Below are 11531 nucleotides of genomic sequence, written 5' to 3'. Positions count from 1 at the left end.
GCGTATCCTGCACGGCGCCCATGAAGCACGGATCCTGCGGACGTTCATGATGATGCCGGCCGCGACGCCGGCAAGGGCGGCGTCGCGCGGCACGCCGCCGCTTCGCGACGTCAGTGCGCGGTGTGTTCGCGCAGGACTTCCGACGGCCGTGCGTTGCGCACGAACACGCCGGCCAATGCCGCGCCCGCGAGTGCGATCGCACCGGCCAGCACGAACGCGGACGCGAACGAGCCGCTGCGTTCGACGATGAGGCCGGTGACGGCCGGGCCGATCACGCCCGACAGGCTGCCCATGCAATGCAGAAAGCCGCTGACGCCGCCGACGCGGGCCGGATGCACGACGTCCTGCACGATCGCCCAGTAGATCGCACCCGTCACGTACAGGAAGAACAGCGACACGGACATCAGCGCGACCGCACCTTGCGTTGACTGCACGGCGCCGGCTACCGCCACGCATGCGCCGGCGCCAAGCAGGCAGGTCACGAGCACGATCCGGCGCGACAGCAGCAGGTTGCCGGTGAGCCGGTAGAGCGCATCCGAGATCGCGCCGCCGCACGCGAGGCCGATCGTGCCGACGAGCCAGGGCAAGACGGTGGCGACGCTCATTTCCTTGATGTTCAAATGGTGCGCGCGCACGAGGTAGCTCGGGAACCAGCTCAGGAAGAAGAACAGCACGTAGTTGTAACTGAAGAACGCGGCGGCGGTCGCGAGGATGCGCGGCTGGCGCATGTAGTGCGACAGCGTATGCGCGGGCGTCGCCGCGCCGGCGGCCGCGGGTGCGTGGGTCGGCGCGCCCGCGCCCGGTGCGTCGTTGACCGGCGTCGCCGGACGGTCGGACGTCGACATCATCCAGACGACGACCCACGCGAGCCCGATCGCGCAGACAATCCAGAATGCCGGCCGCCAGCCGAACTGCGCGGCCAGCAGGCCGACGATCGGCCCGGCGATCGCGCCGCCGAGCGGCGATCCGGCGCTCAGCAGACCCATCGCGGTTGCGGCGGCGTCGCGCGGCAGCCAGTTGTTGACCATCTTGTTCGCGGCCGAGCACAGCGGCCCTTCGGCCATGCCGAACAGCAGCCGCACGATCAGCAGACTCACGAAGCCGACGGTGAGCGCGGTCATCCCGCAGAACACCGACCATAGCCCCACCGACAGCACGTACACGAGCTTCGGCCCGAGCCGGTCGGACGCGAGCCCGCCGATGAAATTGAACAGCGCGTAGCCGATGAAGAACGTGCTGAACACGAGGCCCATCTGCGCGGCGTCGATGCCGAGATCGCTCTGCACGATCGGAGCGACGATCGACAGCGCGACGCGGTCGAGGTAGTTGATTCCATACACCAGGAACAGCAGGAACACCGTGAACCACGCCTGCGACTTCTGCTTCATGTCCGTCTCCTTCGTGCCGGTGGGCCGGCCGTCATGTTTTGTCATCGATCGCCGCGTCGGCACGGACCTCGGCGGGCAGGGGTATTGCGCGGTTCGCGCCGGTTGCGGCGAACCGGGTGGGCGGTCGTTCAGTGCGCGTGCAACGGCGCGAGCAAAGCGTCGGTGCCGTGTGTGCGCAGCGTCGCCAGATGCGTGCCGATGCGCGCGATCAACGCGTCCGGCCATGGGACCGAACCGGCGAGCGCGGGGCTGCCGAGTGCGGCCCGAACCGCGCCGGTTGCATCGCCGGCCGCCGACAGCGTCGCGCCGAGCGCGGCCGCACCCGGATCGATGATCGTCAGCGGCCGGCCCGATTCGTCGTGCGCGGTGGCGAGGTAGTGCAGCCAGAGCGCCAGTGCACGCTCCAGATACGGCCGTTCGATGCCGGCCGCCGCGCTTTCGCCGAGCGCCGGCAGCCAGCGCAGCGGCACCTTCTGCGTGCCGTCCATCGCGATCTGTTCGGTGCGATGCGCGAGCGTCGGATTCCGGAAGCGCTGCACGAGCGTCGCGCAATAGCCGTGCGCGTCATAACCGGACGGCACGTCGACGGTTGCGAGCAGGTCGCGCGTCATCACGCCGTCGACGAGCGCCGCGATCGCCGGATCGGCCATCGCATCGGACACGGTCGCGCGCCCGCGTAGTTGCGCCGCATACGCGATGGCCGAATGCGAGCCGTTCAACAGCCGCAGCTTCATCGTTTCGTACGGCCGCACGTCGCCGACCAGGTGCGCGCCGGCGTCTTCCCAGCGCGGGCGCGGGCCGGCGAAACGATCCTCGATCACCCATTGCGAGAACGGCTCGCAGACGATCGCGGCCGCGTCGCGCGCGCCGAGATGCGCGTGCGCCCAGTCGAGCGATTCGGGCGTCGCGGCCGGCACGATCCGGTCGACCATGCTGTTCGGGAACGCGACGTCGTCGCGGATGCGCCGCGCGAGCGCGCCGTCGATGCGTTCCGCGTAGTCGATCAGCAGCGCGCGCAGCGTGTCGCCGTTCGACGTCATGTTGTCGCAGCAAACGATGGTGAGCGGCGCGTTCGCCGGCCGCACGCGCAGGCCGGCCGCGATCACGCCGAGCGCGGTGCGCGGCGCGTCGGGCGTCGCGAGATCCTGCCGGATGGCCGGATCGTCGGCGTCGAGCCTGCCGCCGGGGCGGCGGCAATAGCCTTTCTCGGTCACGGTCAGGCTGACGATCGACACGGCCGGATCGGCGATCAGCGCCAGCAGCGCAGGCAGCGATTCGGGTGCGAACAGCGCGCCGTGCACGGCGCCGACGATGCGCGTGCGCACGCCGCCGCCATCGCGTTCGGACACGGTGTACAGGTGATCCTGCGCGGCGAGCAGGTCGACGGTATGACGCCGCCGCAGTTCGACGCCCACGATGCCCCAGCGGAGATCGCCCTGTTCGAGCACCGTTTCCGTATGGAGTGCCTGATGCGCGCGATGGAACGCGCCGAGGCCGAGATGGACGATCCCCGTGCGGACCGCCTGCCGGTCATAACGGGGGCGGCGCGTGCCGGGCGGCGCGGTGCGCAGGAAGTCGGGAACGGGAGGCATGGCGGTCGGCGACTGTTTGTACCATGGTAGAAAGCGAGATGCGTGCAGGTTATTTCGAGTCTTTCGCGAAAGTTATTGGTGTAAACGCCAGATCGCCCGGGTTTTACATCTTCTGTACCATGGTAGATATCGATATCGAGTCGGATCAATCGACAAACATGAGCGAAACGGCAGCACGGGAAGAAGAGGACGTCGTCGTCACGGCGTTGCAAGGGTTCTCGCTGGACGAGAGCCGGTCGTATACGGAGCAGGTGCACGCGCTGCTGCGCCACGCGATCGTGCGCGGCGCGCTGCCGCCACGCACCGCGCTGTCGGAGGCCGTGATCTCCACGACGATCAAGGTCAGTCGCACGCCGGTGCGCGAAGCGTTCGCGCAGCTTGCCGACGAGCGGCTCGTGCAGATCTACCGGAAGGTCGGCACGCTGGTCGCGCCGATTCCGGTGTCGATCCTCGAGGAAGGGCGGTTCGCGCGCAGCACGCTCGAATGCGCGAACCACGTCGAACTTGCGCAGAAGATCACGCCGGAGCAGCTCGCGGAGCTGTCGCGAATCATCGACGCGCAGCGCGCGGCCGTGGCCGCGCACGATGCCGAAGCGTTCTTCGATCTCGACGAGGCGATGCACGGCCGGATGTTCGCGTTCGCGGGCCGGCCGCACGTATGGGAAATGCTGCAGCCGATGAAGCGCCAGTTCGACCGTGTGCGCTGGCTGCTGCTCGACCGCGTCGAGGATCATGCGCGCCGCGCGTTGCAGGAGCACGAACAACTCCTCGCGCACATCGCGTCGCGCAACATGGCGCTCCTCGGCGCGGCGGTCGCGACGCACGTCGACCGGATCGGCTCGCATCTGCCCGAAGTGCGCAGCCGCGCGCCTCATTACTTTGTCGACTGAATCGCCTGCCGGAGGAACGCAGTGAAAATCGAACGCTTGCAGACCATCGTCACGTGTCCGGGCCGGAACTTCGTAACGGTGAAGATCGTGACCGACGAAGGCATCTACGGCCTTGGCGACGCGACGCTCAACGGGCGCGAGCTCGCGGTGCGCGCGTATCTGGAAGACCACGTGTTCCCGTGCCTCGTCGGCCGCGACCCGCGCAACATCGAGGACATCTGGCAATACCTGTATCGCGGCGCTTACTGGCGGCGCGGGCCTGTGACGATGACGGCGATCGCCGCGATCGACATGGCGCTGTGGGACATCCTGGGCAAGCTCGCCGGCATGCCCGTCTACCAGCTGCTCGGCGGCAAGAGTCGCGACGGGCTGATGGTATACGGCCACGCGAACGGGCGCGATCACGAGGAAGCGGTCGACGCGGTGCGTGCGCATATCGAGGCCGGCTTCCGCGCGATTCGCGTGCAGTCGGGCGTGCCGGGGCTCGACAAGGTGTACGGCGTCGGCAAGACGGCGGGCGCGTACGAGCCGGCCGAAAAGGGGTTGCCGCCCGAGGAGCCGTGGGACACCGCGCTCTACCTGCGCCACACGCCTGAACTGTTCCGCAAGGTGCGCGAAGCGGTCGGCGACGCGCCGCACCTACTGCACGACGCGCATCATCGGCTCACGCCGATCGAGGCCGCGCGGCTCGGCCGCGATCTCGAACCGCATCGGCTGTTCTGGCTCGAGGACGTGACGCCAGCGGAGAACCAGGACGCGTTCCGCCTGATTCGCCAGCACACGACGACGCCGCTCGCGGTCGGCGAGGTATTCAACTCGATCTGGGATTGCAAGGATTTGATCCGCGACCAGTTGATCGACTACATCCGCGCGACGATCGTGCATGCGGGGGGCATCACGCACGTGCGGCGCATTGCCGACTACGCGGCGATGTACCAGGTGCGCACGGGCTTTCACGGCGCGACCGACCTGTCGCCTGTCTGCATGGCGGCGGCGGTGAACTTCGGACTGTGGGCGCCGAACTTCGGCATCCAGGAGCTGATGCCGCACAGCGCGCTGACCGACGAAGTGTTTCCGCACAGCTACCGCTTCGAGGACGGCTATCTCGTGATGGACGACGTGCCCGGTCTCGGCGTCGACATCGACGAGGCCCTGGCCGCGAAATATCCGTACGAGCGCGCGTACCTGCCGGTTGCCCGGCTGCGCGACGGTTCGATGTGGAACTGGTGAGCGACGAAGATCCGAAGGAGAGAACCGAAATGTTGAGCGTCGTTGTCGATCGTCCGAACAGCATGAGCGTGCGCGAGGTGTCGCTGCCCGCGCCCGCCGCCGGCGAAGTGCGCGTGAAGGTCCGCTATGCGGGCATCTGCGGGTCGGACCTGCATATCTTTCACGGCAAGAACCCGTTCGTGTCGTACCCGCGCATCATCGGCCACGAATTCGTCGGGACGATCGAGTCGGTCGGCGTGGGCGTCGATGCCGCGCGGCTCGGCGAGATCATCGCGGTCGATCCGGTGATCAGCTGCGGGCATTGTCACGCGTGCACGATCGGCCGCCGCAACGTGTGCCGGCACCTCACCGTGCTCGGTGTGCATCGCGACGGCGGCTTCAGCGAATACACGTGCGTGCCGGCCGGCAACGCGTACCGGATTCCGGACGAGATTGCCGATACGTGCGCAGCGATCGTCGAGCCGTTCGCGGTGGCCGCGAATGCGACGTCGCGCACCGGCGTGCTGCCGGGCGATGTCGCGTTGATCTACGGCGCCGGCACCGTCGGGCTGACGATCCTGCAGGTGCTCAAGCGCGTGTACGGAATTCGCGCGTTCATCACCGACCGGCTCGACGCGCGGCTGCAGCTCGCGCGCAAATGCGGCGCGGCGGAGGACGAGATCATCAACACGAGCGTCGAGTCGTTGCCCGATGCATTGGAAAAGCGCGGCGTCGACGGCGGCCCGACGCTGATCTTCGATGCGGTCTGCCATCCGTCTATTCTCGAGGAGGCCGTGAAGATCGCCGCGCCGGCCGGCCGGATCGGCGTGCTCGGCTTCTCGTCGGAGGCGTCCGCGATCGTGCAGGCCGAGCTGACGAAGAAGGAACTGACGCTCGCGGCATCGCGGCTGAACTGCGCGATGTTCCCGCAGGTGATCGACTGGATCGGTCGAGGGCTGATCCAGCCCGAGCACATCGTCACGCACAAGGTGAGCTTTCGCGACGTCAAGCAGGCGTTCGAGATGGCCGAGCGCCATCCCGCGGAAAGCTGCAAGATCCTGCTCGACTTCGTGGGCGGGTGAGATCGGCTCGTGTCGCCGGCCGGGGCGCGTGGCACGGCCCCGGCCCCGGCCGCCCGGCGCGAAGATGCGTCAGAACGATACCGTCGTGGTCAGCGTGACGAGCCGCGGCTCGCCGACCGCGACGATCAGGTTGCTGTTGCTCGACGGATAGTAGGTCTTGTCGAGCAGGTTCTTCACGTTGAGCTGGAAGCGGGTCGGGAATTTGCCGATCGTCGTTTCGTACGCCGCGAACGCGTCGACGCTCACGTAGCCGGGCAGCGTGAAGCTGTTCGCGGTGTCGCCCGAGCGCGCGCCGACGAGCCGCGCCCCGCCGCCGAAGCGCCAGCGTCCGGGCAGGTTCGCGATGGCCGTGTCGTAGACCGCGAACAGGCTGCCCGTGTGGCGCGCGACGTTGACGAGCGGCGTATTGCTGTCGCGATCGTTCGCGTTCGTATACGCATAGCTGCCGATCACGCTCAGGTGGCGCGTGATTTGCCCGGCGACGTCGAGTTCGATTCCGCGCGAGCGCGCGGTGCCGATCGTCGACGTGATGTCGCCGACCGTGACCGCGACGTTGCGCTTGTCGATCTGGTACACGGCGAGCGTGCCCGTGATCGCGGGCTTCAGGCTGAACTTCAGCCCGGCCTCGAGCACGCGGCCGTATTCCGGCGCGAGCGGCGCCGCGACGTTCGACGCGACGTTCGGCTTGAACGAGCGGCTCACGTTCGCGTACGCGGTCAGCGCCGGCGTGAGCGCATACGCGAGCCCGAACTGCGGCAGCCAGACGCTGCCGCGCGAGCGGTCGGCGAACACGAACGGCCGACCCATCCCCGATTCCTGCTGCCAGTTTTCCCAGCGCAGCCCGCCCACCGCGGTGAGGCGCTCGGTGATTTTCACCGAGTCCTGCACGATCGTCGAATACGCATGCACGACCGAGCGCGAATCGCTTTGCTTCGTATTGGGTATGCCGCCGGGCGCGAGCAGGCCGTACACGGGATCGTAGAGATTGAAGCCCGTCGTCGCCTTGCCGCGGATCGTGTCGCCGCGGAAGCTGCGCTGCCGTTCGTATTCGCCGCCGACGTAGATCGCGTGGTGCATCCCCGCGAGCGTCACGTTGCCGAGCAGGCCGAGCGTCGCGATCTGGTCGGAATCGTTGCGTCCGAGGTTCGCATCGGACGAGCGCGTCAGCGCGCCGGTCCTGCTGTTGAACGCGGTGGCGCGCGTGATGAACTGGTCGTAACGGTCGCGGCCCCAGCCGTAGGTCGCGCGCACGCGCCATGCATCGGAGAAGCGGTGCTCGATGCGCGTACGCAGCGTTTCCTGGATGCCGCTGCTTTGCGACCACGCCTCCTCGTAGCGGCGATAGCGCAGCGCATCGTCGAGCTGGCCGTTCACGAGCACGGTGCCGCGGTCGAACGGCGTCGTGTAGTCGACGTACTGGTAGCTGACGTCGATCGACGTGTTCGCGTCGTGCCACGACAGCGCGGGCGCGATCAGCGCATGGCGTTCGCGGCCGAAGCTGCGCCAGTAGCGGCTCGTGTCGTATTCGCCGGTCAGCCGGAATGCGAGCGTGCCGCCCGCGACTTGCCCCGGCTTGCCGAGCGGCCCCGTGAGATCGAACTGCGCGTTGCTGCCGCCGTGGTTCGTGCGCGACGCGGAGATCGAGCCGCCGAACGTGTCTTCCGGCTTGCGCGTGACGAGGTTGATCACGCCGCCCGGATCCTGCATCCCGTACAGCAGCGAGGCGGGGCCTTTCAGTACTTCGACGCGATCGATCGTCGCGAGATAGCTGTGCAGCACCGGCGTGCGCACGCCGTCGACCAGCACCGAGCCGTCGTTGTTCGATCCGAAGCCGCGCTTGATGAACGCGTCGCGCGTGCCGCCGAGCGTGTTCGTCTGCGTGACGCCGCTGATGTTGCCGAGCACGTCGTCGAGCGAGCGCGCCTGCTGATCCTGCATCACGCTGCTGCTGACCACCGCGACCGACTGCGGGATCTCCGTGAGCGCACGGTCGTCGCCGCCCGCGATGCTCGTCGTGCGTGGCTGATAGCCGATCGTCGGATCGACGGCCGACGACGCGTTGACGTTGATCGCCGGGAGTTCGTGTTCGGCCGGCGCCGCAGCGGCGGTTGCGGGCGCAACGGGTTCGGCGCCCGCGGCCTGCACGCCGCTCGCGGCGCAGAGGGTGAGCAAGACCGGCAGGCGTGTACGCCACGGACGCAGGGTCCGGGCACGGCGGGGCATTCGGCGGAATGGCATGAATCGATGCAGGAAGAGGCGTGCTGAGGATCGTGTTGCGGGCCGCGGCGTTGCAGTGCGGCCAGGACGCGCATGATATACGTAATGAGAATCATTTGCAATTGTAATGAGGCGACCGGGCAGCGCTCGCCGCTCGATTGCCGGCCTGCCGGCAGTCTGCTACCGTAGCGGCCAAAATTAGACGCAGTGAAATTCAACGAGAGAGCCGGGGGCCGCACCATGTCATCTTCCTGTCACGTCGCATTCAGTGCGACGCCATGCACCGCGCACGACCACGCGGGCGACGAAGCGATCGCAGCCGTGTACCGCCATTCGAACGATTAAAGCAACGGAAGCGAATTCGACCGGCGTCGCGCCGGGCTTCGATCACTTCAACCACCACGCTGGACGAGAGACCACCATGAAGAAGATTTCCGCGCCGTTCATGACGGCCGCGCTTGCGGCCTGCGCGCTGTTGCCGGGCGCTCACCAGGCCGCCTGTGCGGCTTCGAACGCCGAACCCGCGATCGACGTGCACTACGGCGCCGTGATCGAGGCCTATACGCAGGACATGGCCGCTGCGAAGACGAAGTACGACGGCAAGCGCCTCACGTTCGTCGGCGCCGTGATCCGGATGGGCAGCGATCCGGATGGCACGTATTTCGGTGCGCTGACGGCCGACGGCGAGCAGTTCGACACGCATTTCGACGTGGCCGACCAAGGCGCGCTGAAGCCGAAATTTCCCGGCGGCGAGATCAAGCCGTTCGTCACGTCCGCGGCGTTCCGGTTCAGCTGTGTGAACGAAGGCTATATCGACGCGCCGGTGCTGCCGGGGTTGAAGCTGTCGCATTGCCGGCTCGCCGATTGAGCCGAGCGATGGGGGCGCACCGAGCGCGATGGTCGAGCGGGGCCGGGTTGCAGCGCCATTGATCGGTCGGGAATTCAGGTGTCTTGATCGATGGCCGGCCAGGATGCGCCGTTGATCGTTCCAGTATTGCGATGGGCCGCCGCGAGTCGGGCGGCCCATCTACCGATCTACAGATCTACAGATCGAGTACCAGCAACTCGGTTCGCGACCGCGAGCAGCACGGCATGAACTGGTCGCCGGCTGCCTTTTCGTCGTCGGTCAGATACGCATCGCGATGATCGGGCTCGCCTTCGAGCACGCGAGTCAGACAGGTGCCGCACACGCCTTGCTCGCACGACGTCAGCACGTCGACGCCGTGCGCCGCCAGCGCCGCGATCACCGTGCATCCGGCCGGCACGTCGATCACCTTGCCGGTGCTCGCGATCTTGACCTGGAATGCACGATCCGCGCCGGACGATGCCACCGCGCCGCCGAAGAATTCGTAGTGCAACCGCGCGTCGCCCCAGTCGCGCTCGCGTGCCGCGTTCAGCACCGCATCCATGAAGCCGCGCGGGCCGCATACGTACAGGTGCGTGCCGTCGGGCGCGCCGGCGAGCACGGCAGCCAGATCGAAACGTTGCGCGGGATCGCCGTCGTCGACGTGCAAGCGCGCGCGATCGCGAAATCCGGCCGCATTGATCCGCTCGACGAAGGCCATGCGATCGGCCGAACGCGCGCAGTAATGCATGTCGAACGGCATGCCCGACGAGAACAGCCGTTCCGCCATGCTGAGAATCGGCGTGACGCCGATCCCGCCGGCGAGCAACAGATGGTGCGGCGCGTCGCACGCGAGCGGAAATTGATTGCGCGGCAGGCCGATCCGCACGATATCGCCTTGCCGGACTTCGTCGTGAATCGCACGCGACCCGCCGCGGCCGTCGGCCTCGCGCAGCACCGCGATTTGATAGCGATCGCGTTGCTCCGGGTGGTTGCACAGCGAGTACTGGCGCACGAGGCCGCCCGGAAGATGCACGTCGATATGCGCGCCGGCGTCGAAGCGCGGCAATGGCGAGCCGTCGTCGCTGACCAGTTCGAAGCCGCAGATGTCGCGCGCTTCCTGCCACTTGCGGACCACGCGGACCGTCAAGGTCGCGCCGCTCATGACGCCTCCTTGACGTGCGCGACCGGAATCACGGGCCGCTGCGGGCTCGCAGCGTTTTCGGCGGCGAGCAGCCGGTCGATCACCTTGCGCGACAGCACGCCGCCGGCGTCGATGTTGAGCTTGAGGAGCGTGCGCTCGGGCCACTGCTCGAGATTGCGCTGCTGTCGCTCGAGCATCTCGAGATCTTCCGCGAAAATCTTGCCCTGGCCTTCGCGGATCTCGGCGGTCAGCGCGTGATCGTCGGGCCGGAAGTTGCGCGCCATCCCCCAGAAGTACCAGATCGACGTATCCGTCTCGGGCGTGATGAAGTCGACCACGATCGACGACGCCTTCCTGTCCGCCGGCGCGTCGTAGCCGCCGTGGCCCGCATGCGCGACGCCCACTTCGATCATCACGTGGCTCGGCGGCGTGAAGCGGCAGATCTGCCAGCGGTCGACCGGCACGTCGTCGGCGAGCCCGTTGCCGCGCAGCGCCATCCGCCAGAACGGCGGCGGCATCACGTTCTCCATGAAGCGGCTCGTGACGACTTCGTCGCCGTGGCTGGTCGTCTTCGGCGGCGCTTCGTCGATTTCCTTCTGGCCGATGCTCGTCGCATGCACGTAGGTCTCGTGCGTGAGATCCATCAGGTTGTCGATCATCAGCCGGTAGTCGCAGCGAATGTGATAGAGGCCGCCGCCGTGCGCCCAGGCCGGATCCTCGGCCCACGCCAGCGCGGGCAGTTTGGCGGGATCGGCTGCGGACGCGTCTCCCGGCCACACCCACACGAAGCCATAACGCTCGATCGCCGGGAAGCTGCGAATCGGCGGGAAACCGCCGACACGCTGGCCCGGCATGCCGGTCGTCCTGCCGTTGCAGCCCATTTCCAGCCCGTGATAGCCGCACACGAGCACGCCGTCGCGCACGAACCCCAGCGACAGCGGTGCGCCGCGGTGCGGGCAGAAATCCTCGAGCGCGGCAACCTGGCCGTCCGCCGCGCGGTAAAACACCATCGATTCGTTGCAGATCTTGCGGCCCAGCGGCTTGCCGTCGATCTCGTCAGGCGTGCACGCCACGTACCACGCGTTCTTGAGAAACATGATCTTTGTCTCCTTCGGGGCGGTGCCGCCGGGGATGCGGCCCGATCTTCGTTCCGTGTACTGAATGA

The 11531-nt window shown here is 67.6% G+C and carries 9 protein-coding genes; 4 read left to right on the top strand and 5 right to left on the bottom strand.

Features of this window, described 5'->3' with window-relative positions; genetic code table 11:
* Positions 1-110: 110 nt before the first annotated feature.
* Positions 111-1388, bottom strand: a complete 1278-nt coding sequence (locus tag WS54_RS11000; RefSeq protein WP_059782841.1) for an MFS transporter — start codon at positions 1386-1388, stop codon at positions 111-113.
* A gap of 128 nt (positions 1389-1516) precedes the next feature.
* Positions 1517-2980, bottom strand: a complete 1464-nt coding sequence (locus WS54_RS10995; RefSeq protein ID WP_059782843.1) for a mannitol dehydrogenase family protein — start codon at positions 2978-2980, stop codon at positions 1517-1519.
* A 158-nt stretch (positions 2981-3138) separates the two neighbouring features.
* Between WS54_RS10995 and WS54_RS10990 the strand changes: the two genes are divergently transcribed.
* From WS54_RS10990 to WS54_RS10980, 3 genes are read left to right on the top strand one after another with little or no spacing between them, the layout of a single operon-like run.
* Positions 3139-3870, top strand: coding sequence for a GntR family transcriptional regulator (locus WS54_RS10990; protein ID WP_059782845.1), 732 nt, complete (start codon positions 3139-3141; stop codon positions 3868-3870).
* Between the two features lie 21 nt (positions 3871-3891).
* Positions 3892-5100: a D-mannonate dehydratase ManD gene (manD, locus tag WS54_RS10985; RefSeq protein ID WP_059782847.1), complete on the top strand. Its 1209-nt coding sequence runs from the start codon at positions 3892-3894 to the stop codon at positions 5098-5100.
* 29 nt (positions 5101-5129) lie between these two features.
* A complete protein-coding gene (locus WS54_RS10980) occupies positions 5130-6161 on the top strand; it encodes a Zn-dependent oxidoreductase (protein WP_059782895.1) in 1032 nt (343 codons plus the stop codon).
* Between the two features lie 69 nt (positions 6162-6230).
* Here the strand turns inward: WS54_RS10980 and WS54_RS10975 are convergent, their stop codons facing one another.
* On the bottom strand, positions 6231-8399 hold the full coding sequence (locus WS54_RS10975; protein WP_059782850.1) for a TonB-dependent siderophore receptor: 2169 nt from the start codon (positions 8397-8399) through the stop codon (positions 6231-6233).
* A 400-nt stretch (positions 8400-8799) separates the two neighbouring features.
* On the opposite strand from WS54_RS10975, the gene WS54_RS10970 reads away from it, so the two are divergent.
* Entirely contained in the window at positions 8800-9246 is a 447-nt protein-coding gene (locus tag WS54_RS10970) for a hypothetical protein (protein WP_059782852.1), read from the top strand.
* Between the two features lie 175 nt (positions 9247-9421).
* Here the strand turns inward: WS54_RS10970 and WS54_RS10965 are convergent, their stop codons facing one another.
* Both WS54_RS10965 and WS54_RS10960 read right to left on the bottom strand, forming a co-directional pair.
* The gene (locus tag WS54_RS10965; protein WP_059782854.1) at positions 9422-10387 is read right to left on the bottom strand and encodes a PDR/VanB family oxidoreductase; all 966 of its coding nucleotides are present in this window, start codon (positions 10385-10387) and stop codon (positions 9422-9424) included.
* On the bottom strand, positions 10384-11463 hold the full coding sequence (locus WS54_RS10960) for an aromatic ring-hydroxylating dioxygenase subunit alpha (protein ID WP_034204149.1): 1080 nt from the start codon (positions 11461-11463) through the stop codon (positions 10384-10386). Before WS54_RS10960 ends, WS54_RS10965 begins: the two co-directional genes overlap by 4 nt.
* Positions 11464-11531: the final 68 nt, after the last annotated feature.

The sequence above is a fragment of the Burkholderia sp. NRF60-BP8 genome (assembly GCF_001522585.2).
In the GTDB taxonomy this organism is placed as follows: Bacteria; Pseudomonadota; Gammaproteobacteria; order Burkholderiales; family Burkholderiaceae; genus Burkholderia.
This window is presented reverse-complemented; position numbering and strand designations above follow the sequence as displayed.